This window comes from Caulobacter sp. GW821-FHT11E11 (assembly GCF_058808315.1).
The window spans coordinates 223,028-248,360 of sequence record NZ_JBXARO010000002.1 but is presented as its reverse complement, the minus strand read 5'-3'; the positions used below and the strand labels follow the sequence as shown (position 1 = coordinate 248,360).

At 68.5% G+C, this 25,333-nt stretch carries 24 protein-coding genes; 12 read left to right on the top strand and 12 right to left on the bottom strand.

All coding sequences use genetic code 11. The features are described from left to right. Nucleotides 1–61 precede the first annotated feature (61 nt). From plsY to AC1RR5_RS05255, 3 genes are read left to right on the top strand one after another with little or no spacing between them, the layout of a single operon-like run. Nucleotides 62–715: a glycerol-3-phosphate 1-O-acyltransferase PlsY gene (gene plsY, locus AC1RR5_RS05265; protein ID WP_492920041.1), complete on the top strand. Its 654-nt coding sequence runs from the start codon at nt 62–64 to the stop codon at nt 713–715. Beyond that, a complete protein-coding gene (gene dprA, locus AC1RR5_RS05260; protein ID WP_492920040.1) occupies nt 712–1,809 on the top strand; it encodes a DNA-processing protein DprA in 1,098 nt (365 codons plus the stop codon). The genes plsY and dprA overlap by 4 nt, the downstream gene beginning before the upstream one ends. 27 nt (nt 1,810–1,836) lie before the next feature. Then, complete coding sequence (locus tag AC1RR5_RS05255; protein ID WP_492920039.1) at nt 1,837–3,027, top strand: methyltransferase domain-containing protein; 1,191 nt, start codon at nt 1,837–1,839, stop codon at nt 3,025–3,027. Here AC1RR5_RS05255 and AC1RR5_RS05250 read toward each other — a convergent pair. After that, entirely contained in the window at nt 3,024–3,809 is a 786-nt protein-coding gene (locus AC1RR5_RS05250) for a hypothetical protein (protein WP_492920038.1), read from the bottom strand. The genes AC1RR5_RS05255 and AC1RR5_RS05250 overlap by 4 nt on opposite strands. Nucleotides 3,810–3,908: 99 nt before the next feature. After that, complete coding sequence (locus AC1RR5_RS05245) at nt 3,909–4,079, bottom strand: hypothetical protein (protein WP_297508785.1); 171 nt, start codon at nt 4,077–4,079, stop codon at nt 3,909–3,911. A gap of 162 nt (nt 4,080–4,241) precedes the next feature. Here AC1RR5_RS05245 and topA point away from each other — a divergent pair, with 162 nt between their 5' ends. From topA to rnr, 3 genes are read left to right on the top strand one after another with little or no spacing between them, the layout of a single operon-like run. Next, on the top strand, nt 4,242–6,941 hold the full coding sequence (gene topA, locus AC1RR5_RS05240; RefSeq protein ID WP_492920037.1) for a type I DNA topoisomerase: 2,700 nt from the start codon (nt 4,242–4,244) through the stop codon (nt 6,939–6,941). Between the two features lie 37 nt (nt 6,942–6,978). Next, entirely contained in the window at nt 6,979–7,350 is a 372-nt protein-coding gene (locus AC1RR5_RS05235; RefSeq protein WP_492920036.1) for a hypothetical protein, read from the top strand. A 45-nt stretch (nt 7,351–7,395) separates the two neighbouring features. Next, complete coding sequence (rnr, locus tag AC1RR5_RS05230) at nt 7,396–9,693, top strand: ribonuclease R (protein ID WP_492920035.1); 2,298 nt, start codon at nt 7,396–7,398, stop codon at nt 9,691–9,693. Here rnr and AC1RR5_RS05225 read toward each other — a convergent pair. Beyond that, nucleotides 9,690–10,679: an SGNH/GDSL hydrolase family protein gene (locus tag AC1RR5_RS05225; RefSeq protein ID WP_492920034.1), complete on the bottom strand. Its 990-nt coding sequence runs from the start codon at nt 10,677–10,679 to the stop codon at nt 9,690–9,692. The two genes, rnr and AC1RR5_RS05225, sit on opposite strands and share 4 nt — an antisense overlap. Nucleotides 10,680–10,732: 53 nt before the next feature. On the opposite strand from AC1RR5_RS05225, the gene AC1RR5_RS05220 reads away from it, so the two are divergent. Beyond that, nucleotides 10,733–11,875, top strand: coding sequence for a pyridoxal phosphate-dependent aminotransferase (locus tag AC1RR5_RS05220; protein ID WP_492920033.1), 1,143 nt, complete (start codon nt 10,733–10,735; stop codon nt 11,873–11,875). Between the two features lie 124 nt (nt 11,876–11,999). Here the strand turns inward: AC1RR5_RS05220 and AC1RR5_RS05215 are convergent, their stop codons facing one another. Beyond that, complete coding sequence (locus AC1RR5_RS05215) at nt 12,000–13,313, bottom strand: amidohydrolase (RefSeq protein WP_492920032.1); 1,314 nt, start codon at nt 13,311–13,313, stop codon at nt 12,000–12,002. Nucleotides 13,314–13,388: 75 nt separating this feature from the next. On the opposite strand from AC1RR5_RS05215, the gene AC1RR5_RS05210 reads away from it, so the two are divergent. The 3 genes from AC1RR5_RS05210 (at nt 13,389) to rpmG (ending at nt 14,850) form a co-directional block, all read left to right on the top strand. After that, complete coding sequence (locus tag AC1RR5_RS05210; RefSeq protein WP_492920031.1) at nt 13,389–14,117, top strand: NUDIX hydrolase; 729 nt, start codon at nt 13,389–13,391, stop codon at nt 14,115–14,117. A gap of 22 nt (nt 14,118–14,139) precedes the next feature. Beyond that, nucleotides 14,140–14,601 (top strand): DUF6265 family protein, encoded by a 462-nt coding sequence (locus AC1RR5_RS05205; RefSeq protein ID WP_492920030.1) that lies wholly within the window; start codon nt 14,140–14,142, stop codon nt 14,599–14,601. A gap of 81 nt (nt 14,602–14,682) precedes the next feature. After that, the gene (rpmG, locus tag AC1RR5_RS05200; protein ID WP_010920317.1) at nt 14,683–14,850 is read left to right on the top strand and encodes a 50S ribosomal protein L33; all 168 of its coding nucleotides are present in this window, start codon (nt 14,683–14,685) and stop codon (nt 14,848–14,850) included. Between the two features lie 104 nt (nt 14,851–14,954). Here the strand turns inward: rpmG and AC1RR5_RS05195 are convergent, their stop codons facing one another. From AC1RR5_RS05195 to divK, 8 genes are all read right to left on the bottom strand, one after another. Then, nucleotides 14,955–15,122, bottom strand: coding sequence for a hypothetical protein (locus tag AC1RR5_RS05195; protein WP_492920029.1), 168 nt, complete (start codon nt 15,120–15,122; stop codon nt 14,955–14,957). Between the two features lie 186 nt (nt 15,123–15,308). Further along, nucleotides 15,309–16,133 carry an NTP transferase domain-containing protein gene (locus AC1RR5_RS05190; protein WP_492920028.1) on the bottom strand — a complete coding sequence of 275 codons (825 nt, stop codon included), beginning with the start codon at nt 16,131–16,133 and terminating at the stop codon, nt 15,309–15,311. Beyond that, nucleotides 16,117–17,145 (bottom strand): D-alanine--D-alanine ligase family protein, encoded by a 1,029-nt coding sequence (locus AC1RR5_RS05185; RefSeq protein ID WP_492920027.1) that lies wholly within the window; start codon nt 17,143–17,145, stop codon nt 16,117–16,119. The genes AC1RR5_RS05190 and AC1RR5_RS05185 overlap by 17 nt, the downstream gene beginning before the upstream one ends. A 96-nt stretch (nt 17,146–17,241) precedes the next feature. Continuing rightward, entirely contained in the window at nt 17,242–18,381 is a 1,140-nt protein-coding gene (locus AC1RR5_RS05180; protein ID WP_492920026.1) for a sugar-transfer associated ATP-grasp domain-containing protein, read from the bottom strand. Between the two features lie 46 nt (nt 18,382–18,427). Next, nucleotides 18,428–20,089 (bottom strand): alkaline phosphatase PhoY, encoded by a 1,662-nt coding sequence (gene phoY / locus AC1RR5_RS05175; RefSeq protein WP_492920568.1) that lies wholly within the window; start codon nt 20,087–20,089, stop codon nt 18,428–18,430. 88 nt (nt 20,090–20,177) lie between these two features. After that, the gene (locus AC1RR5_RS05170; RefSeq protein WP_492920025.1) at nt 20,178–21,848 is read right to left on the bottom strand and encodes a hypothetical protein; all 1,671 of its coding nucleotides are present in this window, start codon (nt 21,846–21,848) and stop codon (nt 20,178–20,180) included. Between the two features lie 80 nt (nt 21,849–21,928). Further along, the gene (locus AC1RR5_RS05165) at nt 21,929–23,293 is read right to left on the bottom strand and encodes a PleD family two-component system response regulator (protein WP_492920024.1); all 1,365 of its coding nucleotides are present in this window, start codon (nt 23,291–23,293) and stop codon (nt 21,929–21,931) included. Beyond that, nucleotides 23,290–23,670 (bottom strand): cell-cycle response regulator DivK, encoded by a 381-nt coding sequence (gene divK, locus AC1RR5_RS05160; protein ID WP_492920023.1) that lies wholly within the window; start codon nt 23,668–23,670, stop codon nt 23,290–23,292. Before divK ends, AC1RR5_RS05165 begins: the two co-directional genes overlap by 4 nt. A gap of 121 nt (nt 23,671–23,791) precedes the next feature. Here divK and AC1RR5_RS05155 point away from each other — a divergent pair, with 121 nt between their 5' ends. Beyond that, the gene (locus tag AC1RR5_RS05155) at nt 23,792–24,439 is read left to right on the top strand and encodes a hypothetical protein (protein ID WP_492920022.1); all 648 of its coding nucleotides are present in this window, start codon (nt 23,792–23,794) and stop codon (nt 24,437–24,439) included. Further along, entirely contained in the window at nt 24,436–25,326 is an 891-nt protein-coding gene (locus AC1RR5_RS05150; protein WP_492920021.1) for an ROK family protein, read from the top strand. The genes AC1RR5_RS05155 and AC1RR5_RS05150 overlap by 4 nt, the downstream gene beginning before the upstream one ends. The last annotated feature ends 7 nt before the right edge of the window (nt 25,327–25,333 follow it).

The following is a 25,333-nucleotide window of genomic DNA, read 5'->3' as shown; positions in this document are numbered from 1 at the left end:
CGCCACAACTCTCGCTTGCGCAGCGGTTGAATTCGCGCGCAACTCGCCTTAGGGTCGAAACGTGCAAGATCTCGTCGCCGCCACCTATCTGACGCTCGCCATCACCATCGTCGGCGGCTACCTGCTCGGGTCGATCCCGTTCGGGCTTATCGCCACGCGGTTGGGCGGGGCCGGCGACATCCGGCAGATCGGCTCGGGCAATATCGGCGCGACCAACGTGCTGCGCTCGGGCCGCAAGGACCTGGCGGCCATCACCCTGCTGGGCGACGCCGGCAAGGGCGTGGTGGCGGTGCTGCTGGCGCGCTACTTGACCCACGGCAACGCGGCGGTAATCGCCCTGGCCGGTGGCGCGGCATTCCTGGGCCACCTGTTCCCGGTCTGGCTGAAGTTCAAGGGCGGCAAGGGCGTGGCCACCTTCTACGGCGTGCTGCTCAGCGCGTGCTGGCCGGTGGGCCTCGCCGCCGGCGCGACCTGGCTGGCCATGGCGTTCCTGCTGCGCATCAGCTCGCTGGCCGCCCTGACCGCCGCCGTCCTGGCCGCGCCGTTCGCCCTGGCCTTCGACCAGCCCTATCCGATGGTGGCGCTGGGCCTGTTCATGGCCGTGCTGATCTTCATCCGCCACCACGAGAACATCGCCCGCCTGCTCAAGGGCCAGGAGCCCAGGATCGGCAAGAAGAAGGACGCGGCGCCCCCGCCCGTCGCCGACGCGCCGTGACGCCGGGCCGGCTCTCGGACATCCAGCGTTTCGCCTGGCTGCGCCTGGCGCGCACCGAGACCGTCGGCCCCGTCGCTTTCGAGCACCTGATCACCCGCTACGGCACGCCCGAGCGGGCGCTTTCCGCCCTCCCCGACCTGTCCCGACGCGGTGGCCGCGCCGTGCCGCTGTCCCTGCCGCCGCGCGAGGCGATCGAGCAGGAGCTGGAAGCCGGCGCCAAGATGGGCGCGCGGCTGATCTGCGGCTGCGAGCCCGACTTCCCGCCGCGCCTGGCCGCCCTGGATCCGCCGCCGCCCGTGATCTGGGCGCTGGGTCGGGCCGAACTGCTCTCCGAACCCAGCCTGGCCATCGTCGGGGCGCGGATCGCCTCGGCGGCCGGCCAGCGTTTCGCCCGCCAGCTGGCTACGGATCTCGGAACCGCCGGCTATGTCGTGGTCTCGGGACTGGCGCGCGGCATCGACGGGGCGGCGCACGAAGGCTCCTTGACCACCGGCACGATCGCCGTGCTGGGCGGCGGGGTCGGCGACGTCTATCCGCCCGAACACGACAAGCTGCACGCGCGCCTGGCCGCCGAGGGCTGCATCGTCTCCGAAAGCGCGCCCGACCGCCGCGCCCAGGCCAAGGACTTCCCGCGCCGCAACCGCATCATCTCGGGCCTGTCGTGCGGCGTCGTGGTGGTCGAGGCCGAGCTGAAGTCCGGCTCGCTGATCACCGCCCGCCTGGCCGCCGAGCAGGGCCGCGACGTCTTCGCCGTGCCCGGCTCGCCGCTGGATCCGCGCTCCAAGGGCACCAACGACCTGATCCGCCAGGGCGCGATCCTGTGCGAGGGGGCCGAGGACGTGCTGCGCTCGTTGTCGGGCCAGATTCACCTGCGCGAACGCGATCGAGGCTACGAGGCGCAAGCTGACGCCGACATCGACCACGACGCCCTGCGTGAAAGGGTCGCCGCCCTGCTCTCGCCCACGCCCGTCTCGCGCAACGACCTGGTGCGGGCGGCCGGCGCCCCGACTTCAGCGGTCATGGCGGCCTTGGTTGAGCTCAGTCTCGCGGGCCGTGCAGAACTGCTGGACGGCGGCATGGCCGCTGGCGTCTAACGTCCTTCCGAGTCGGAGGGAGCGTCCATGGAAGCCCAGGCCATCGAAGACATGTTCGGCGTCGCCGTCGCCGCCAGCGCTGAGGGCCGGCTGGACGACGCCGAGGCCGCCTTCCGCGCCGTGCTGGTCATGAGCCCCGGCCACGACGAGGCCCTGTTCGGCCTGGGCCTGGCTCTGATGCAAACCAGGCGTTTCGCCGAAGCCGTCGAGCCGCTGGCCCTCGCCTCTGCCGCGCCGGACGCCGAGCCAATCCGCTACCAATGTCTGGCCCAGGCCCAGTTCCTGACCGGCGACTTCGCCGGCGCCGCCGCGACCTTCGCCGCCGCCGAGGCGGTCGAACCCGTGCCTGAAGGCGCCCGCCTGACCTGGGCCCGCGCCGCCGCCTATGCCGCCCTCGACGACGCCTCGGCGCAGGAGGCCCTCGACCTCTACGCCCGCATCGCCGGCCCCGACGCCGAGGATCCCGAAACGGTGGCGCGCGAGAGCTTCGGCATCCTGGTGGCCTTCCAGCGCCTGGACGCCGCCCGCGCCCTGGGCGCGTGGCTGGAGGCGCGCGACCCCGCCGACACGATCCGGGCGCACGAGCTGCGGGTGCTGGTCGAGCCGGGCATCGACAAGGCTCCGGCGTCCTACGTCGAGGCGCTGTTCGACGGTTTTGCCGAGCGTTTCGACCACCAGTTGGTCGATATGCTGGGCTACGATGCCCCCGCCCTGCTGGCCGACATGGTCGCCATCCGCCGCCAACAGTTCGACCGCATCCTGGACCTGGGCTGCGGCACGGGCCTGGCCGGGCCACACCTCAAGCGGTTCGGCGGCCGGCTGACGGGCGTCGATCTATCCTCCGGCATGCTGGCCAAGGCCGCCGAGCGCGGCGGCTACTACGCCCTGGTCCAGGACGAGGCCGTGGCCTTCCTGGAGAGCAACCCCGGCGCCTTCGACCTGATCCTTTCCGCCGACGTGCTGATCTATTTTGGCGACCTCGCGCCCTTGTTCGCCGCCGCCGCGGCGGCGCTGGCGCCAGGGGGCCTGATGGCGGTGAGCACCGAGCTGGGTCAGGACGGCTGGACCCTGCTACCTTCGGCCCGCTACGCCCATGGCGACGCCTATGTCCGGGCCAGCGCCTCCGGCTTCCGGATCCTCGAGCACCAGGAAATCCCGCTGCGTCGCGAAGGCGCGGACGTCACCGCCGGCTGCCTCTACCTGCTGGAACGCCTCTAGCCGCCGCGCCGCGCGCCCTTGGCGAACAGCAGGTCCGACCACCGCCAGTGACCGCCGCCCAGGGCGAAACGCGCGCCGCCGGGACCATCGTTCAGCGAGATCAGCACCAGGCCCCGCATCGGCTCGGCGCGACAGGCGGCGGGCGCGAAGGCGACCTCCATCATGATCATCTCGCGCAGACCGGCCAGGCCATCACCCTCCTCGCCCGTCACCCGCGCCCAGTCGCCGCTCCACACCAAGGGCGCGCGGCCTGCGCCGACCGTGGCGCTGTGAGCCCGGAGCAGCGAGGCGCGGGCCCGGGGGTTCTTGCGCAGGCCCTCCTGCAGCAGCCGGACCATGTCGCAGCCATCCCCGCCACCGCCTCCGCCACTGCCTGGACCGGCGGTCGCCGCGCCCCGCAACTCGGAATCGCCCAGGCCCATCATCGGACTGGGCGACGGATCGCGGCTGGCGACCAGGGTCGGAACATTCTTGGGCGGCGCCTTGGTCACCCGTAGCGGCGAGCGTGGCGCGGCCTTGGGCTTGTCCTTGGGCTTCTCGGGCGACGGCGGCTTGGTCGGCGCCTTCACCGGCGACTTCGGGGCGTCGTGCGGCGCGGGCGGTGGCGGAAGGGGTGGTGGCGGAGGCGGCGGGGGATCGACCAGCGACACCATGATCGACTGGGGCTCAGGCGCCGGCGGCGTCACATGGGCGGCCATCAGCACCGCCACGGCCGCAACGTGCGCGCCGAGGCTCACGACCAAGGCCACGCCCTTCCCGCCGCGTCGTTTCCAGTGCGCCATCAGTCCGCCGTGTCACAGGCCGAAGCGCCGGCCCAAGACGCGACTTGGCCACGGTCCCGCGTCAGGAACGTGGCGATTGGTAGAGCTTGAAAGGGGTTCTTAGACCGAGAGGTCGACCAACAGACCCGTCCCGGCGGCCGGCGCGGCGCGCACAGCCTGCTTCAGCCGATCGGCGATTTCCGCGCGTTCGGCGTTCGAGGTCACGGGCTTGATTTCTCGGATCGGCGAGACGTAAGCCTCGGTGGCGATCCGATTGACAGTCATGTCCATTGGCATCCGGTCACAAAACGACAGGAAGATGCTGTCACAACGGTCTTAACAACCGGCTAAGCGGCGCTGTTGCGACCGGCTTGCGTTGACAGACCCCCAGTGTAGCCCCACTTTCCCGGCGCTCGCCTCCAGGGCGATCCGCTTTTACAGCCCAGAGTCAGAATGAACGTCGTCGTCGTCGAGAGCCCGGCCAAGGCCAAGACCATCAACAAGTACCTCGGGTCCGACTACACGGTTCTCGCCTCGTACGGCCACATCCGCGACCTGCCGTCTAAGGACGGTTCGGTCGAACCGGACAACGACTTCGCCATGAGCTGGGAAGTCGACGCCAAGGCCAGCAAGCGCGTCAGCGACATCGTCGACGCCCTGAAGAAGGCCGACCGCCTCATCCTGGCCACTGACCCGGATCGTGAAGGGGAAGCGATCAGCTGGCACGTTCTGGAAGTGCTGAACAAGAAGAAGGCGCTGAAGGACAAGTCGATCCAGCGCGTCACCTTCAACGCCATCACCAAGACGTCCGTGCTGGAGGCCATGGCCAATCCGCGCGACGTCGACATGGAGCTGGTCGAGGCCTATCTGGCCCGCCGCGCCCTCGACTACCTGGTCGGCTTCACCCTCTCGCCGGTGCTGTGGCGCAAGCTGCCGGGCAGCCGCTCGGCCGGCCGCGTGCAGTCGGTCTGCCTGCGCCTGATCGTCGACCGCGAGATCGAGATCGAGCGCTTCAAGACCCAGGAATACTGGACCGTCGACGCCGACGTCTCGGCCGGCGCCGATCCGTTCCTGGCCCGCCTGGTCAAGCACGACGGCAAGAAGCTCACCAAGTTCGACCTGGGCAACGAGACCTCGGCCCTTGCCGCCAAGGCCGCCGTGGGCGCCGCCGTGTTCAAGGTCGCCGCCGTCGAGAAGAAGCCCGGCAAGCGCTCACCCGCCCCGCCCTTCACCACCTCGACGCTGCAGCAGGAAGCCGCCCGCAAGCTGGGCTTCAGCGCCCAGCGCACCATGCAGGCCGCCCAGAAGCTGTATGAAGGCATCGACATCGGCGGCGAGACCGTCGGTCTGATCACCTACATGCGGACCGACGGCGTGTCGGTCGAGCCGGAAGGCATCGCCGAGGCGCGCAGCGTGATCGGCAGCGTCTATGGCGCGCCGTACGTTCCCGAGACCCCGCGCTACTACAAGGCCAAGGCCAAGAACGCGCAGGAGGCCCACGAAGCCATCCGCCCGACCAGCCTGAACCGCAACCCCGGCTCGCTGCGCCTGGAGGGTGACCTCGGCCGCCTGTACGAGCTGATCTGGAAGCGGATGATCGCTTCGCAGATGGAAAGCGCCCGCATCGAGCGCACCACGGTCGACTTGGAAAGCGCTGACGGCCAGACCGGCATGCGCGCCACGGGCCAGGTCGTGCTCTTCCCCGGCTATCTGGCCGTCTATGAAGAAGGCCGTGACGACGAGGAAGGCGAAGACAGCGCCCGCCTGCCGATGATCGAAGAAGGCGCCGCCGCCAAGGTCATCGAGGCCCGCGCCGACCAGCACTTCACCGAACCGCCCCCGCGCTATTCGGAAGCCAGCCTGGTCAAGAAGATGGAAGAGCTGGGGATCGGCCGTCCGTCGACCTACGCCTCGGTCCTGACCGTGCTGCGCGACCGCGAATACGTGAAGATGGACAAGCAGCGCTTCGTCCCCGAGGACAAGGGCCGCCTGGTCACGGCGTTCCTGGAGCAGTTCTTCAAGCGCTACGTCGAGTACGACTTCACCGCCGCCTTGGAAGAGCAGCTCGACCTGGTGTCGGACGGCAAGCTGGACTGGAAACAGTTCCTCCGCGACTTCTGGAAGGACTTCCACGCGGCCGTCGGCGAGATCGCCGAGCTGCGCACGACCAACGTCCTGGACGCCCTGAACGAGGCCCTGGGCCCGCACATCTTCCCCGACAAGGGCGATGGTTCGAACCCGCGCCTGTGCCCGACCTGCGGCAGCGGCCAGCTGTCGCTGAAGACCGGCAAGTTCGGGGCCTTCATCGGCTGCTCGAACTATCCGGAGTGCCGCTACACCCGCCAGTTGGGCGTGTCGGAAGGCGATGGCGAGGCCGAGAGCACCGACAAGGAGCTGGGGACCAACCCGGCGACCGGCCTGGCCGTGTGGCTGAAGAACGGTCGCTTCGGTCCGTATGTCGAGGAACTGGCCGCCGCCGACAGCGGCGAGAAGCCCAAGCGCTCGTCCCTGCCCAAGGGCTGGATCGCCTCGGCCATGGACCTGGAGAAGGCCCTGCGCCTGCTCTCGCTGCCGCGTGAAGTCGGCAAGCACCCGGACGACGGCAAGGTCATCACGGCGGGCCTGGGACGCTTCGGACCGTTCGTGCTGCACGACGGCACCTACGCCAATCTGGAGAACGCCGACGAGGTGTTCGACGTCGGCCTGAACCGCGCCGTCGCCATCCTGGCCGACAAGCGCGCCGGCGGCGGACGTCCGCAGCGCGGCGCCGCGGCGGCCCTGGCCGAGCTGGGCAATCACCCCGAGGACGGCAAGCCGGTGCGCGTGCTGTCGGGTCGCTTTGGCCCCTACATCAAGCACGGCGACACCAACGCCAACGTGCCCAAGGGCAAGGACCCGGCCTCCATCACCATGGAAGAGGCCGTGGCCCTGATCGCCGAACGCGCCGCCAAGGGCGGTGGCAAGAAGCCGGCGAAGAAGGCCGCTGCGCCGAAGAAGGCCGCTGCCAAGGCTGAAGGCGACGCGCCGGCCAAGAAGACGGCCGCGAAGAAGCCCGCCGCCAAGAAACCGGCTGCGAAAAAGGCTGCTCCGAAAGCCAAGGCCGCAGCAGACACGACCGAGGACGGCGCCGCCCCCTGGGACGACGAAGCCTAATCTGTTCAGTTTGACGGCAGGGGAGTAGAGTTCAGGCATGACGACGCTGGAACGTCCCCTGCCGCTGCATGTCGTGGTGTCCGCGCTGATCCTGTGCTGCGTGGGCGGCTTCGCCATGGGCATCACCAACGCCATGAAGATCGATCACGGCGGGGCCGAGCTGTCCAAGCAGCCTCTGGCCGAGGTGTCGGGCGTGCCGGTCAAGGACGCCGCGCCCGCCCTCGCCTACGAGCCGCCGCCGGTCGAGAAGCCCAAGCCCAAGGCCGTCGAGGTCGAGACCGTCGAGCAGGAAGCGCCGATCGCCGCCCCGGTGATCGAGGCCCCACCCGTCGCCGCGCCAGCCGCCGCACCGGCCGCGCCCAAGCCGACCGAACCGACGCCGCCGCGCTCCATCGAAGATCTGTACTAGGGTCCCTGACTGGCCATCCGCCCCCGTAACGGGGTAAGGCAGGACATGGCCAAACTTCGCCCGACCAAGACTTTCAAGCCCCAATCCTCGAAAGAGAGGCCGCCCGCCGGTCTGCCTGACCGCGACACGCTGATCGCGTTCCTGCGCGACGCCGGTGAGAGCGGCAAGGCCGACATCGCACGCCACTTCGGCCTCAAGGGCGCCGACCGCCGGGCCCTGCGCGAGATGATCCGCGAGCTGGAGGCCCAGGGGGCTCTGGCCAAGCGCGGCCGCAAGGGCTTCGCCGAGGCCGGCTCCCTGCCGCCGGTGGGCGTGGCCGACGTGGTCGACCGCGATGGCGACGGCGAGCTTTACGTCAAACTGACCAAGTCCGACGACGACGTGCCGAACGTCCGCCTGGCCCCGACCAAGGGCGAGGCCGCGGCCGGCGCGCCAGGCCTGGGCGACCGCCTGCTGGTCCGCTTCGAACGCCTGGAGACCGGCGAGTTCGAAGCCAAGCTGATCAAGAAGTTGGGCCAGAGCGCCCACAAGGTGCTGGGCGTCATCCGCAAGCACCGCAAGGAAATCCGGGTCGAGCCAGTGGACCGAAAGTCCAAGGACGTGCTGGTCCTGGATCCCAGCGTCGCCCACGACTTCAAGGACGGCGATCTCGTCCTGGCCCAGGTCGGCACGCACGGCGGCCGTTATGGTCCCAAGCCCGGCAAGGTGCTGGAAGTCGTTGGCACCGAGAACGATCCCCGCGCCGCCTCGCTGATCGCCATCCATAGCCACGGCATCCCGACGGGCTTCTCCGAAGAAGCCGAACGCGAGGCCAAGACCGCCGTCGAGCCGACGCTGACGGGCCGCGAAGACCTGCGGCATCTGCCGTTCGTGACCATCGACCCGGTGGACGCCCGCGACCATGACGACGCCGTCTTCGCCCATCTCGACGAGGACGCGACCAATGTCGGCGGCTGGGTGGTCTGGGTGGCCATCGCCGACGTCGCGGCCTATGTGCGCCCCGGCTCGGCCCTGGATCGCGACGCCCGCGAGAAGGGCAACAGCGTCTACTTCCCCGACCGGGTCGAACCGATGCTGCCCGAGACTCTGTCGAACGGGCTGTGCTCGCTGCGTGAGAGTGAGAACCGCGCCACCCTGGCCGTGCGGATGGTGTTCGACAAGTCGGGCCGCAAGAAGGGCCACAAGTTCGTGCGGGGCCTGATGCGCTCGGCCGCCAAGCTCAGCTACGAGCAAGCCCAGTCGGCCATCGACGGCCAGCCGGACGACAAGTCCGGCCCGCTGCTGGAGCCGATCCTGCAGCCCCTGTGGGAAGCCTATCGGACGATGAAGATCGGCCGCGACGCCCGCTCGCCGCTGGCCATCGAGAGCGACGAGCGCCGGATCATCATCCGCGAGGGCGAGATCCTGTCGATCACCAAGCGCCCCAGCCTGGAAGCCCACAAGCTGATCGAGGAGATGATGGTGCAGGCCAATGTCTGCGCCGCCGAGAGCCTGGAAGCCAAGCGCTCGCCGCTGATCTACCGCGTGCACGACACGCCCAGCCTGGAGAAGGTGCAAAACCTCGCCGACTTCCTGCAGACGCTGGAAATCCGCTGGGACAAGGGTCAGGCCCCGCAGACCGCGCGGTTCAACAAGCTGCTGGACGAGACGCGCGAGGGTCCGAACGCGGCGATCATCAACGAGGTGGTCCTGCGCACCCAGATGCAGGCCCACTACAGCGCCGACAACATAGGCCACTTCGGCCTGAACCTGGCCAAGTACGCCCACTTCACCAGCCCCATCCGGCGTTATGCCGACCTGATCGTCCACCGGGGCCTGATCCGGGCGCTGGGCCTGGGCGACGATGGTCTCACCGATCAGGACATCGCCCAGATCAAGGACACGGCCGAGGTCATCACCCACGCCGAGCGCCGGGCCATGGCCGCCGAGCGCGACGCCACCGACCGCTACATCGCCGCCTTCCTGGCCGACCGCGTGGGCGCGACCTTCGCGGGCCGAGTCACCGGCGTCACCCGCTTTGGCTTGTTCGTGAAGCTAGCCGACACCGGCGCCGACGGCCTGGTGCCGGTCTCGACCCTGGGCGAAGAGTTCTTCGTCCACGACGAAAAGCTGCACGCCCTGGTCGGCGACCGCACCGGCCAGCGCTGGACGCTGGGCATGAACGTCGAGGTCAAGCTGGTCGAGGCCACGCCGGTGACCGGCGGCCTGCTGTTCGAGATGCTCAGCGACCCGATGCCGGCCGATCCGAACATGCCGCGTCCGCGCTTGGGGGCCAGGCGGCAGGCGGCGGTGAAGCCGCGCGGTGGCTTGCCGAAGGGCGTCCGGCGCGGGAAGCGGCGCTAGTTCGCCGCGATCGCCGCCTCGAGCTTGTCCGCCATCATCTTCTGGTCCGCCACCGATGGGTGCCAGTGGCAGGCGGCGCGGTCCATGTCGGTAATCCGCACGGCCTTGGCGCCGGTGCGGTCGGCGACCTCGGCGACGTCTTCGGCGAACGCATCGCCTGCGATCAGGAAGACCCGCGCACCGGGCCGGCTGACCTTCAGGCCCTGTACGAAGGTGATGTAGGTCTCGCGGTAGTCCTTGCGCAGCGCCGCCACGTCGGCCCAGGCCTCGCCCGCGTGCAACGGCGTCGAGAAGTCGTTCGTGCCCAGGCCGATGACCAGGACGTCCGGCTTCCAGGCGTCGTTCGCAACGCGCGGCTCAGGCTGCCCCGGGATCACGCGCGGGAGCAGGAACGGCAGCGGCTCGCCGGCCGCCACGCCGTTGTAATTGCGCACCACGCCTCGACCCGAGAAGGCTTCGATCCGGTAGTCGGCGTCCAGGCGCCCGGCCAGGATCGGTCCGAAGGCCAGGCTGGTGTCGGTCAGGTCGTGGACCTGTTGCTCGGTGCAGTCGCGGCTGGTCGAGCGCACGCCGTAGCCGACGGTGTGCGAGTCGCCGATGAACTCGATCCGGCGCGGGCGCATGGGAGCCGGCAGCGCCCTGCCCTTCTCGACGAAGAAGCCCCCGAACCGCGCCAGGCCGGTCTGGCTCTCGGTCAGCTTGTCCAGGCGCACGACGTGTTCGCCGGGACCCAGGCGATCCAGCTTCAGCCGCATATCGCCGGTCTTGGTCAGTTCGGCCTTGCGCACGCCGTCGATGCTGACGGCCAGGTGCTCGGCCTTGGTGTCGACCGCTATCTCGACCTCGGCCCCAGTGAACCGTCCTTCGAAATAGACGCCCGGCCAGCCGAAGTCGTACGCCCCGCCCGGCGCCGGCGCGACGCGTCCGCCGATGTTCAGCGGCAGCGGGGTTTGCACGATGGCGGCGGCGAGAAGCAGAGCGAGCATGTCCCCTTCTCATCCGGGATGCGCGTCGCGTCAAACCCAGCTATGCCACGCACATGCGCGCCGAAATCGAACCGTTCCACGCCATCGCCATCAGTCGCCTGGCTCACCAGCTGAAGGCCGAGGGCGCGTCGATCATCCACATGGAGTTCGGCCAGCCCTCGACCGGCGCGCCGAGCAAGGCGATCGAGACGGCACACCAGATCCTCGACGCCGAGGCCATGGGCTACTGGGAAAGCCCGCTGCTGCGCGAGCGGATCGCCCAGCGCTACCAGACCCTCTACGGCGTCACGGTCGAGCCCGAGCGGATCGTCCTGACCTGCGGGGCCTCGCCGGCCCTGGTGCTGGCGCTGTCCAGCGTGTTCACGCCCGGCGACCGCATCGCCCTGGCCCGCCCCGGCTATGTCGCCTACCGCAACAGCCTGAAGGCCCTGCACCTGGAGCCGGTTGAGATCGCCTGCGGACCGGAAGACCGCTTCCAGCTGACCGCCAAGCACTTGGCGGAACTGGACCCCGCCCCGGCCGGCGTGATCGTCGCCAGCCCCGCCAACCCGACCGGCACGATCATCGCGCCCGAGGAACTGGAGGCCATCGCCAAGGTGTGCGCCGAGCGCGGCATCCGCATCATCAGCGACGAGATCTATCACGGCCTCAGCTACACCGGCCGCACGCCCTCGATGCTGGAGTTCGCGCCCGACGCCCTGATCGTCAACAGCTTCAGCAAGTACTTCAGCATGGCCGGCTGGCGGCTGGGCTGGCTGCTGACGCCCAAGGGCGAGGACCTGGACCGCGCCCGCGCCTATGTCGGCAACCTGTTCCTGACCGCGCCGTCGCTGAGCCAGCACGCAGGCCTGGCGGCCATGGACTGCATCGACGAGCTGGAAGCCCATATCGACGTCTACCGCGCCAACCGCCAGTTGATGCTGGACGCCCTGCCGGCCCTGGGCCTGCGCAAGATCGCGCCGCCGGACGGGGCGTTCTACATCTGGGCCGACATCGGCCACCTGACGGATGACTCGCTGGGGTTCTGCCAGCAGCTGCTGCGCGACACCGGCGTGGCGACCGCGCCCGGCGTCGACTTCGACCCGGTCGAGGGCAAGCACTTCATCCGCTTCAGCTTCGCGGTCTCGACGCCCGAGGTCGAGGAAGCCCTGCGCCGCATCACCCCGTGGTTCGCTGAGAGAACGGCGGCCGAGTAATAGATCCTCCCCCTAGCGGGGGAGGTGTCGGCGCAGGCGACGGAGGGGGAAGAAGCCAGGCCAGGACAAGTTCCCCCTCCGGCGCTTCGCGCCACCTCCCCCGCTAGGGGGAGGATTTGGGCCCCTACTTCTTCTCCAAGTAATCCAGCGCCATAAACACCTCGGCCTTCACGCCGGTCTCGAACACCGCCTCATCCACGTCGAAGAACGGCGAGTGATTGGCCGGCGCCGTCGCGGCCGGCACGTCCGCCTTGCGGCCGCCCAGTTGCACGAACACCCCCGGGACCTTCTCGGCATACATCGAGAAGTCCTCGGCTCCGGTCACCAGCGCCGCCTTGTCGTCGACCTTGCCGGGCGAGGCCTTTTCCAGGCTGGCCTTGACCCAGGCCGACAGCGGCGGGTCGTTGTAGGTCACCGGATAGGGCTGGCTGAACACCGCCTCGGCCTTGGCGCCGTAGCGGTCGCCGATGCTGGCCACCGCCTTCTGCACCTTGGCGACCAGATCCTCGTGGCGGGCCTTGGAGAAGGTCCGCATGGTCCCCTCCATTTTCAGGTCCTCGGGGATGATGTTCTGGCGCATGCCCATGTTGATCACCGCGATGGTCACCACCGACGGCGAGGCGCCGACATCGACCTGGCGGGCGGCGATCTGGTTCATGGCCTGGATGATGTCGGCGGCCACGCTGGCCATGTCGACGCCAGCCCAGGGCCGCGCGCCGTGGGTCTGTCTGCCCTTCACCGTGATCGTTAGCCGGTCGGACGAAGCGTAGAAGCCCTCGGGCCGATAGTTCAGTTGGTGCGGGTCGCCGGGGCCGATGTGGACGCCGAAGATCGCGTCGACCTTGGGCTGGTCCAGCGCGCCGTCGCGGATCATCAGCTTGGCGCCGCCCTCCTCGCCGGCCTGCGGGCCTTCCTCGGCAGGCTGGAAGATCAGGACGACCGTGCCCTTGATGTCCTTCTTCATGCCGGCCAGCACCGTCGCCGTGCCCAGCAGCATGGCCACGTGGGTGTCGTGACCGCAGGCGTGCATGACGGGCACCGTGCGGCCTTCCCAGGTCGCGGTGACCTTGGAGGCGAACGGCAGGCCGGTCTTTTCCTCGACCGGCAGGGCGTCCATGTCGGCGCGCAGGGCCACGACCTTGCCGGGCTTGCCGCCCTTGAGGATGCCCACCACGCCGGTCTTGCCGACGTTCTCGCGAACCTCGAAGCCCAGGGCCTTCAGTTCCTTGGCGATCAGGGCCGAGGTGCGGACCTCCTGGTTGCCCAGCTCGGGATGCTGGTGGATGTCCCGTCGCCAGGCGATGACCTTGGGCTGGACGGCCTTGGCCGCCGCCTCGACCTGAGCCTTGGATGGCGCGGCCATCGCTTGTGAGCTTAGGGCCGGCGCGCCAACAGCCAGGCCGGCGACCAGCGCCAGCGTCGAAATCCGTCCGATCATGATAAGCCCCTCAAGAATACGACCTGACGTTACGTCGGTCTTTCCAGGCGGCGCAATCGGTCTAACCTTGCTCGCATGACCCTGCCGCCGATCGACGCGAAATTCGACACGATCAACGACGGCGCCGTGCGCGACACCGGCGCGGCGCTGAAGCCCAAGCACGCGGCCACGGTGATCATCGTCCGCACCGACGGCCCCTCGCCGCGTGTGTTGATGGGTCGCCGCAACGGCGGCCATGCCTTCATGCCCGACAAGTGGGTGTTCCCCGGCGGCCGGGTCGACAAGACCGACTACGACGCCCCCAGCGCCACCGAACTCTCGCCCGACGTCGCCGCCCGCCTGAGCCTCGAACCCCGCCATCCCAAGCCTGCCCGCCTGGCCCGCGCCCTGGCCCTGGCGGCCGTGCGCGAGACCTTCGAGGAGACAGGCCTGCTGCTGGCCCAGGAATCCCCTGTACGGCCCGGCGCGGGGCCCTGGCGGCCATTCCTGGCCCAGGGCGCCCTGCCCGACCTGGCGCCGCTGTCCTTCGTGGCCCGCGCCATCACCCCGCCCTATCGCAACCGGCGCTTCGACGCCCGGTTCTTCATGGCCCCGGCCGAGGCGCTGCTCTCCCTGGACCGCCGCCCCGACTGCGGCGAGCTGGACGAGATCGCCTGGGTCGATTTCCAGGAGGCCATGGCCCTGGACCTGCCCAACATCACCCGCTTCGTCCTTCACGAAGTCGGACAAAGGCTGGCAGAGACTGGACGACCGGCCCCCTTCATGCGCTTCCTCAATGGCAAACGGCATCTCACCCATTTGTAGGTGAGCTTCCGGGGGGAAGCACATGCTCGCCACACTGATCGCCCTGGCCCTGGCCGCCACGCCGGCCGCGCCCACGGACATCGACAAGCTGGCCTTCATCGGCGGCTGCTGGACCCTGACCCGGCCCAACGGCGCCAAGATCGAGGAACAGTGGCTGGCGCCGGCCGGCGGGGCGATGATCGGCATGAGCCGCACGGTCCGTGACGGCAAGCTGCGCGAATTCGAGTTCATGCGCATCCTGCCGGCCGCCGACGGCAAGCTGCAGTACGTGGCGATTCCCTCGGGCCAGGCCGAGTCGGCCTTCCCGGTGAAGGAGATCGGCGACAACGCCGTCACCTTCGAGAACCCGCAGCACGACTTCCCGCAGCGGATCCTGTACCGGCTGGTCGACAAGGACACCCTGGTGGCCCGGATCGAGGGCTCCGTCGGCGGTCAGGCCCGAGCGGCGGACTTTCCTTACAGGCGCTGCACCGCTGCCAATTGACTTTGAGTCATTGATGAGTATGTTCCGCGCCTCTTATTTCCAACGCGCGGGAACCTGCGCGACCACCGCAGGGATTCGACCATGGCCAAACCGGCTTCCATTAAGATCCGCCTGAACTCGACGGCGGACACCGGCTTCTTCTACGTGACCAAGAAGAACGCCCGCACCAAGACCGAAAAGATGGTGCTGAAGAAGTACGATCCGGTCATCCGCAAGCACGTCGAATTCCGCGAAGGCAAGATCAAGTAAGATCGCTTTCAGCGCAACGACACCAAGACGCCCGGCTATCGCTAGCCGGGCGTTTTTGATTCCCACCTCTCCCGTGAGGGGGAGGGTCTCTTGTTTCTACCTACCTAGCGCCCGATCCAGAGCCAGCGGAAGAACGCGAAGCTTCCCCACAGCACGGTGATGATCAGCAGCACCGGCCCGACGCAGACGGCGGCGAACGCGCCGAGCATCGCGGCCGTGGACAGCCCGCCCGACAGGTGATCGCTGGCCTGGGCGCCCAGCACGAACAGCATCACGCACGTCAAAAGGCCAAGGACCAGCCAACCGCCTGGGAACGGATGCTTCCTTGCCCGAACTCTTGCTCTCATCGCCACGCCCTCCCGCATAGGATGCATACGGAGGATGTGCGACAGGAATGTTCGAGGTCCTAAAAAAGCGCCTTAACTTTTGCTAACCACGATAAGGCGCCGCTTGGACGGTCAGGCCGCGGCGGCCAGCGCCCGCTTGGCCAGCAACCTTTCGGCCACGGCATAGGTGCGCTGGTTGTCGACATCGATGGCGTGGGCGCCGTCGGCCAGGACCACCGGCTCGACCTTGAGTCGGAAGCGACGGCCCAGGCGATTGAGCGCCCCGCGCAACGACAGCCGGCCCATCAACAACAGGGCCAGGTTGATTGGCCCCAGGGCCATGATCATCCGCATCGGCTTCTTGGCGAACTGCCCGCCGCTGCGGAAGCTCTCGGCCGCCGACGTCGCGGCGGGGCCGGCGAAGGCGTAGAGATTGCAGTTCGAATAGGCGTCGTCCCAGAACTTGTAGAACCGACGCTGGCCTTCCGGATGGGCCGCCAGCACCGACGCTTGCGTGGCCATGGCCAGGGAGACGTCGGCTCCGACCTCCAGGGCCGCCAGGACCTGCGTCACCGCGCCGGGCGTCAGCAGGACGTTGTCGGCCGTGGTCACCAGGATCGGCATGTCGCCCACGCCCTCGACGGCGGCATAGACGCTGTCGGCGAGGTTATTGGCGGCCGGGACGTAGTCGATCAGCAACTTGCCGCCGTGCGGCAGGGCCGCGTCGATCAGCGGCGCTGTGTCGGGCTCGACGACGATGCGCAGGCGGGTGAGGCCCGGCGTCGCGGCCAGGGCGTCGACCACGTAGCGCACCAGCGGCGCGCCCTGGATCGGCACGAGGTTCTTGTTCACGACCCCGGCCGCCTCGGCCAGCGGATCGACTTTCCCAGGCCGTTGCCCGGCCAGGATGACGCCCACAAAGGGAGAGTTGGCGAACGGCTTAGGCAGCGACGACATCGAGCGCTTTCTGCAGCAGGCCCTGGCGATCCAGGCTTTCGGTCAGGATGGTCTCGATCAGCTGCGCATGGCTCCAGCCCATCTGCTGGGCGGCCATCGAGATGGTCTTTCTGGACCACAGATTGCAGTTCAGATTGACCTCCAGGAACTGGACCTGGCCGGTGGCGACGTCGAGGCGGAACTCGAAGCGTCCGTAATCGAACGGCATGAACTCGCGCATCATCACCCGCGCCCGCTCCTCGGCGACGCGGCGCAGGACACCCTCCTCCAGCGGCCGGATCTCATAGGCCTGGCCCGAGGTCAGGTTGCGCTTCTCCTGATAGGTGCGCAGCTGGGCGGGGTTGATCTGCTCGACGATCTGGGTGGGCAGGACGAAGGGCTCGCCGTTCAGCGTGATGGCCGAAATCTCGATGTCGTGACCCTGGATGAACGGCTCGACGATGACGTCGTGACCTTCCTCCTGCAGGCGCTCGACCGCTTCGCGCACGCCCTGCCAGTCGAAAGCATCGCTGACGCCCCAGCTGGCCGAGGAGGCGTTGGGCTTGATCACGAAGTGGTCGCCCGGCGGCAGCAGGGCCTCGTCCAACGGCGCGCCGCGGCGATAGACGGCCCACGGCGCGGTCGGCACGCCGCGCGCGGCGGCGGCGCGCTTGGTCAGGTGCTTGTCGTCCGACAGGCCGCGCAGGATCGGGGACGCGCCCAGATACGGCAGGCCCAGGCGATTGCAGAGCAGCGGAACCAGCATCTCTGAGTTCAGGAAACCGGCCCGGTTCAGCAGCGGGAACACGAAGTCGACGTCCGAGCGCTCGAACAGCACGCTGTATTCGTCGGCGACCATCAGGTTGACCCCGATGTCCTCCAGGGTCTCGCGCATCTCGCAGTGATAGACCGCGTGCGTACCGTCCTCAGGGTGCAGCTCGCCTCGCCCCTTGGCGTGCTTGGCGATCAGCATGATGCGTAGAGCGCGCTTGGCCTCGAGCGGAAGGCTTCGCGGAGCAGCGTAGCGAGTCATCGGCAGGCCTCCCCAGGCTCGGCGGCCGGTGGGCCCCTACCCACAGCCGCCTGGATGACGAGGTTCAGAGCCTAGGCGGGCCTCGTGACGGGCTCGCTACGGTTTGATGGCAAGATGATAAGCCAGCAGCGCGCCATAGCGCCCGCCGCCCAGGCCCTGGCGCGCCGCGCGCTGGGGCATCAGCACGCCGGGCTTGCCGTTGCCCTCGATCAGCACCGGGCCGTCGGGGGTCAGGGCCACGTCCCAGCCGATCAGCGTGTAGTCGGCGAAGGCCTCGGCATGGGCGCGGCGGACCAGGCCCTTGGCGGCCGGCCAGTCGGGCAGCCGGCGACCGATGATCGTCGCGCCGGTGACGGGATGTACCGCGTGGTCGCCGCCGCCATACCCCTTGCAAGCCAGGCCCAGGGTCCCGATCGGCAGGTCGACCGCCGAGATCAGCCCGCCCGCCTTCATGTTGTCGACCCGCGCCCCGGCCACCGAGGCGAAGCGGAAGGTGGCGCTGACCGCCTCGGGCGCGCCGACCTCGTCCATCATGGTCACGATCCGCACGGTCGGCAGGGCGTCGAGCGCCAGGCCCAGCAGCGCCGGATGGGTCAGCATGCGATCCTGGACGATGAAGACGCCTCGCCCCTTCGGCAGGCGGGCGACCAGGTCGGCGGCGTCCTTGACCCGCTCCAGGATAACGACGCCGTCGCCGCCCTCCCCGTCCGCCGGCTTGAGGACAAGGTCACGGCTGGCGGGATCGGCCTTCAGGTCCAGGCGGCCGTCGCGGACGATGGCCACGGTCCGGGGCGTGGGCAGGCCGGCGGCCGCGCAACGGGCCTGGAAGCGGGCCTTGTCGGCCAGGGCGCAGCGCGCGGTCCAGCCCAGCGGGTTGATGCGCTTGTTCAGCGCCGCGTCTTCGTAGCGACGGATGTAGTCGTCCAGCTGGGCCGCGTCAGTGATGCGGAACAGGGCCAGGTCGTTCGGATCGGCGAAGCGGGCGCGGGCGATCTCGACGGCGCGGCCCCGCCAGGTGTCGTCCAGGCCGAACTTCTTCTGCACCTTGGCCGCGCGCCATGGGATCCAGGCCTTGAAGCCCAGCCCCACCACCGCGTCCAGCGCCGCCCGGATCGGGCCGCGCCGGGCCTGACGGCGGGCATAGTGCGTCTGCAGGCAGCGCGCCGACACCGGCGCCCTGACCCCGGGATAGATCCCGTAAGCCTTCTTCAGGAAGTAGAAGCTGTCGTAGCCCATGCGCCGCCCCCGGAAAGACAAGGTCTAGCGGCGGCATGTAACGGTTTTAGCAAGCTTGGCCGTAGACCAGCGGCCGGCAGACGCCGTCCACATCGGCCGGCGGCTTGACGCCCGTGACGGCGGCGATGGTCGGGGCGATGTCGACCGTGTCCAGCGGCAGCACGCGCTCGTGCGGGGTCGCGCCCTTCCACCAGAACAGGATCGGCACCCGGCGGTCATAGTCCCAGGGGCTGCCGTGGGTGGAGACATAGGTCGCCCCCGCCGTGGCCGGTACGCGGTTGGGCTTGAAGGCGATCAAAATGTCGCCCACCCGGCCCGGATAGACGCTGCGGCGCACGCGCTCGGCCACCGACAGCTCCTCGATCGCGGCGTCGGCGGGCGCCGGCTCCATCGTCAGTATGGCGTTGGAGTCGAAGGCGTCGGCGACCGCCGGGTCACGCTTGATCAGCGTCAGGGCGGCGGCGGTGATGCGGGCGCGATCGGTGATCGAGGGCGTCTTGCGGTCGGGACCCACCACGTACAGCTGGTCGATGCCGCCGTCGGCCATCACCGGCTCCCACGACAGGTTCAGCTGCGCACGCACCTCGGCGCTGAGCTTGGCCACCCACGGCTTGCCGATCACCCGCTCGCTGTCATAGCCCTCGTCATGCAGGCGCTCGACGAAGTCGGCCCCGCCGTGGTCGGCGGCCAGGGCGACCAGCACGCCGCCCTTCACCTTGTCCAGGCTCTTCAGGAAAGCGCCCAGGCGGTCGTCCAGGCGGGCGATCTGGTCGCACATCTCCGGACCGCGCGTGCCGTAGCGGTGGCCGATGAAGTCGGTGGCCGACAGGCTGATGGTCAGCACGTCGACCTGCGGGCCGTCGCCCAGACCGTAGGTCTCGCGCAGGCTCTGGGCCAGCTCCAGGGTCGCGGCGTCGGTATAGGGGCTGGCATAGAGGTCGCGCTGCTTGTCGGCGTCGCTGGTCGCGGACGCGATCGGCAGCGCCGCGCGCCACTTGCGGCCGCCGGTCTCGTAGTCGGCCTCCAGCGCCTTGCAACGCTTGGCCGAGTCCTTGGCGTAGTCCCAGGTGAACGGGTGTTTCTTGAGGTCCGCCACCAGCTTGGCGTTGAGGGCGACGACGGGCTTGAGCCGCTCCTCGGCCGTCTGGCCCTCGCGGACATAGGTCGTGAAGCCAAAGCCCGGCTGGTACCAGAACTGGCCCTCGGCGTGGTGGCCCGACATGGTGATCGCGCCGCGATCCTTGCCCGAGACGCCGAACACCCGGCTCTTGGGCGAGACCTCTTTCAGCCAGTCGCCATAGGTGGTGGCGACCATGTTGGCGGGGCTGACCGCCCTGCCCTTGGGGTCATCGGCCAGGGTCACGCTGGGATCGGCCAGGCAGTAGACCGTCTTGCCGGTCTCGCGGTCGTACCAGTCGTTGGCGCTGATGCCGGTCTTGTTGGGATGCTTGCCCGTCAGCAGGGTCGAGTGGCCCGGGCAGGTCTCGGTGAAGGCGTGCGACTGGTAGCCGTTCGGATAGACGATGCCCTGGCTCAGCGTCTTCAGGCCGCCGACGAACTCACCGCGATGCTGGGCGTAGAGATTGGCGCTGAACTGGTCGATCGAGATGACCACGACCAGCTTGGGATCGGGCTTCTGGGCGACGACCTGGGCTTGGGCGCACAAGCCCACGGAGACGGCGGCGGCGAGGACGCCGCAGGTAAGCATCTTCTTCATCCGAGCGATTTCGCCCGAACGCATCATCCGTGCAAGGACGGAAGGGTTTCAGCGGTGAAATGTGAGCGATGGCGCCCGCTCAGCCGCCACCGAAGACGAAGTCGGCCTTCCAGTAGCCGAGGTCAGGCCGCAGGATGTCGATGGCGAACGGGGCCGAGCCGTCGATCAGGTCGGCCAGCCAGGCGTCGTTGGACTTGGCCATCACCCCGACATCGGCCTTGACCGCCTCGGCCAGCAGCCAGCCGACCATGGCCGCCTTGGTCCCGATGCCGGTCGCGCCGTCGCCGCCATAGCTGGCGAAGTAGTCGACGCGCGTGTCGATCAGGGCGTGGACCTTGGCGTCGGTCGGCGCGCCGCCGAAGATGGTCTTGTAGGCCTCGCGGGTCGCCTCGAAGAGGCTCAACGCCCCGTACTTGGTCGTGAAGGCGTCCTTGCCCTCGCCGACCTTGCCCAGGTTGACCGCGAAGTTGATATAGCGGTTCTCCAGATTGAAGCTCTGGTAGTAGGCGCTGTTGAGGTTGTTGGCGTTCGGCCCGTTGGGCGAGGCCAGGTAGTCGTAGCCCGCGTCGCCCGGGACCTTTCCCGTGAAGAAAAGATAACTCAGCGTCGCCACCGAGGTCGTCAGGCTGGCGCCGGCGGTGATGATAGTCATGGCCAGGGCCTGGTTGTATGTCCCGGCCGCGACCTTGGCGTCCAGGTCGGCGACGATCATCGACTGCCCGCCACGCAGCAGGGCGTCGCCCGCAATGGCCACGGCCGATGAGCTGGCCAGACTGACCGACTTGTCGTCGAACCTCAGCGTTTCGATGCTGCGCAGCGTGTCCACGCCGTTCGGCGCGCCGGTCCGCAGGTCCTTCACCGTCCACGTGCCGTTGTCGTTCCTGGTCCAGGCATAGTTGGTGGAGGGGCCGGCATAGATCGCCGTGTCCGCGCCGATGCCGCCGTCGATCAGGTCGTCGCCGGCGAAGCCCTGGATCTCGTCATTGCCCGCCCCGCCGCGGATGACATCGGCCTTGGCGCCGCCCAGCAGCTTGTCCGACAGGATCGTGGCCGTGCCCATGTCGCTGAGGATGGCCACATCCAGGTTGCTGATCTGGTAGCGAACGTCCGTCCGGAACACGAGGCCGTTCATCAGGTCGGTGCTCAGCGGCGTGGTCTTGTTGCCGACGTGGAAGACATTACCGGCGGTCAGCGGCACAGGGCCGCCATAGAGCGCCACCGCCGCTTCGCCCACGAAATAGGGCAAGCCGTCCTTGACCTGGATCAGCCGGTCGTAGCGGCTGCCGTAGCTGCCCAGCACGAAGGTGTCGTTGTTGGTGAAGCCGTTGAACCCCAGGGCGTGGCCCAGTTCGTGGGCGATGACCTCGACCAGATTGTTCTTGTTGGCGGGCACGGATGTCCCGTTCAACGGATCGATCCAATACCAGGAGGCCAGGAAATCGCCGTCGAAGAACACCTCGATGTCGGCCGAGGCGCCGTTGGGATCGTTGCCGGTGCGCAGCTCATAGACCGTGCCGGCCGCGGCGGTGACTTGGCCGTCGACCGTGACCTCGGGCGTCGTGGTCAAAGCCCGGCCGCCGCCGCGATTGGCGTAGTTGGTGACGATGTGGAAGTCGACTTCGAGCGTCGCGTCCGACGGAGCGAGGTACGAGGCCCACATCCCCCACGCGGCCTGCACGTTCGCGATCATCGCATCGGTCTGGGCGACGTATTTCCCCGTCGGATCCGTGAACGTCACATTGATCGGCATGGTGTCAGTCCCCCGGCGGATGCCTCAGCATCACATCCATGGAGGGACTTGTCTCAACTTTTGATTGGCGTAGGCCGCGATCAGGCGGCCTTGCCGACCACCGCGTTACGACCCGAGGCCTTGGCCTGGTAGACGCCTTCGTCGGCGCGCTTCAGCAGGGCTTCGGGCGTGTCGCCCTGGCCGATCGTGGCCGAGACGCCGATCGAGATGGTCACGGTCAGCAACTCCTGGCCCTGGGCCACCTTGAAGGGCGAGCCGGAGACATTGTTGCGGATCCGCTCGGCGATGCGCAGGGCGTCGGCCAGCTGGGTGTCGGGCATGACCACCACGAACTCCTCGCCGCCGAAGCGGCACGGCAGGTCGATGGCGCGGACGTTCGAGGCCAGGCGCAGGGCGAACTCGCGCAGCACCTCGTCGCCGATGTCATGGCCGAAGGTGTCGTTGATCTTCTTGAAGAAATCGATGTCGATCAGCAGGGCCGAGACCGGCTCGCCGCCCATGGTCGCGCGCTTGACCAGTGAGTCGAGCTGGCCGGTCATGTAGCGGCGGTTGTGCAGGCCCGTCAGCTGGTCGGTGACGGCCAGTTCCAGGCTGTGATCGAGATTGTTGCGCAGATAGTCCGTGTAGCGCTTGCGCTGAATCTGCGTCTTGACGCGGGCCGACAGCTCCTGCGGGTCGACGGGACGCGACAGGATGTCGTTCACGCCGATCTCCAGCGCCTTGACCATCCGGCCGCGGTCGTCGGGATCGACCATGGCCAGGACCGGCAACTGGCGGGTGCGCTCTTCCGACCGCAGCGAGGCGGTGAAGCGCAGGCCGTCGAAGCCCTTGGCCGAGGCGTTGACGATGACCAGGTCGACCGGACCGCCGGCGCTGATCTTGGCTTTCTCGGGATCGCTCTCGATGACCGGGCGATGCTCGACGCCCAACTCGGCGGCGATGCGCTGGGCCTGGCGTTCGTTGTCGTCGACGATCAGGATGCGACCGCCCAGGCCGTCCAGGCGGGCGGCGGCGCCGGCGATCACGCCGATGCGGCGGCCCGAGGCCTCGCGCTGGCGCAGTTCGTCGATCACGAGCTTGAAACGGGTCAGGCTGCGCACGCGGGCGAACAGCATGACGTCGTCGATCGGCTTGGTCAGGAAGTCCGAAGCGCCCGATTCCAGGCCCTGGATGCGATCGCCACGCCCGTCGAGGGCCGTGATCAGCACCACCGGGATGTGGCGGGTCGTGGGATCTTCTTTCAGCTTCCGGCAGACGGTGAAGCCGTCCATGCCGGGCATCATGACGTCCAGCAGGATGATGTCGGGCAGGTCCTTGGCGGCCATCGCGAGCGCGGTGGGCCCGTCCATGGCGGTCGAGACCTCATAGTACTCAGCCGTCAGCTTGGCCTCGAGCAGGCGGACATTGGCCTCGATGTCATCGACGACGAGGATCCGGGCGCTCATACGGCGGGAACCTTGTCCAGCAGGCGCTTGATCACGTCCAGAAAGTGAACCACCGAGATCGGCTTGGAGATGTAGGCCTCGCAGCCACCCTCGCGGATGCGCTCTTCATCGCCCTTCATGGCGAAGGCCGTCACGGCCACCACCGGGATGTGGGCCAGATCGTCGTCTTCCTTGAGCCACTTGGTGACTTCCAGACCCGAGATCTCGGGCAGCTGGATGTCCATCAGAATCAAGTCGGGCTTATTCTCGCGAGCAATGGACAGCGCCGACAGACCCTCGCGGGTCTGCAGGGTCTCGTAACCCTGGGCTTCGAGCAGATCATGAAAGAGCTTCATGTTCAGCTCGTTATCCTCCACGATGAGGACCTTCTTCGTCATCCTTACCCCGACCAAACGGTCACGTGGCGACGCCTAGGGATTCGCGCCGTCTTCTAGATCCTGATGGCACGAATATCCTTAAGCCCGCGCTAATCGCGTTAAGACCCAACGATCCGAGATCATGGAACAACAGTACTCCGACCTCCAGGCCTGCGCCATTTCCTCCGCCGCGCCGCTGGTCATCGTCGATGTCGACGAGGTGCTGGCCCAGTTCATGCGCGGTTTCGGCGCCTTTGTGGAGCGCCATGGCTTCGAGCTGCGGGTCGACCGTTTCGCCCTGTTCCAGAACCTTTATCGGCCTGGAGAGACGGAACACCTCGATCTGATCGCGGGCAAGGCCCTGTTCGACGATTTCTTCCGCGACGGGGCCGACGACCTGCTGCCGGCGATCGGCGCGGCCGACGCCCTGGCCGACCTGTCGACCCGCGCGCAGGTCGTCATCCTGACCAATGCGCCCGAACACGGCCGCCTGGCGCGGATCAAGTGGTTGAAAACCCACGGCTTCGACTACCCCCTGATCATCAACAGCGGTCCCAAGGGGCCGCCTGCCGCCGAACTGTCCGATCGCACCACGGGCCCCGCCGTCTTCATCGACGACCTTTTGCCGCAGCTCGAATCGGTGGCGGAGAAAGCCCCGCGTGTCGGCCGGTTCCAGATGGTCAGCGACGAGCGCCTGCGCCCCTTCGCTCCTTCCGCCCCCGATCGTCACGCGCGCATAGACGAGTGGCCCGCCCTGAAGGCGGCGATCGAGGAGCGTCTGTTTAAATGATCCGCTTCGGCATCGACTTCGGCGGCACCAAGATCGAGGCGGCCGCCCTCGACGCTTCGGGCCAGTTCGTCGCCCGCGTTCGCAAACCCAATCCCGGGAACTACAAGGACGCGCTGGACGTCGTGGCCGAGTTGGTCAAGGACGCCGAGTGCATGGCCGGCGCGACCTGCGCGCGACTGGGGCTGGGGATCCCCGGCTCGATCTCGCCCCGCTCGGGCCTGATCCGCAACGCCAACAGCACCTATCTGAACGGCCAGCGCTTCGGCGAGGACCTGACCCAGCGCCTGGCCCGTCCGGTGCGGCTGGCCAACGACGCCAACTGCCTGGCCCTGTCGGAAGCCGCCGACGGCGCGGGCGCCGGCCAGCGCGTGGTCTTCGCGGTCATCATCGGCACCGGCTGTGGCGGCGGGGTCGTTGTCGACGGCCGGATCATCGACGGCCACAACGGCTTCGGCGGCGAGTGGGGTCACATGCCCCTCCCCTGGCCCAAGCCGGAAGAATATCCCGGCCCCGAGTGCTGGTGCGGCCGCAAGGGGTGCATGGAGAAATGGGTCGCCGGCCCGGCCTTCTCGCGCGATGCGGGCTTCCCGACCGGCCAGGCGACCATGGACGCCATCCAGTCGGGCGACGCCTCGGCCGCCGCGGCCCTGGACCGCTATGTCGACCGCTTGAGCCGAGGCCTGGCCGCGATCTGCGATGTCATCGACCCGGATGTCATCGTGCTGGGCGGCGGCATGTCGAATGTCGACGCTCTGTATGAGCGCCTGCCGGCCGCCATCGCCCCGCATGTGTTCTCGGACGTATTCGAGACGCCGGTGAAGAAGGCCGTCCACGGCGACAGCTCGGGCGTGCGCGGCGCGGTCTGGCTGTGGCCGCCGGAGGCCTAGGAGCCCT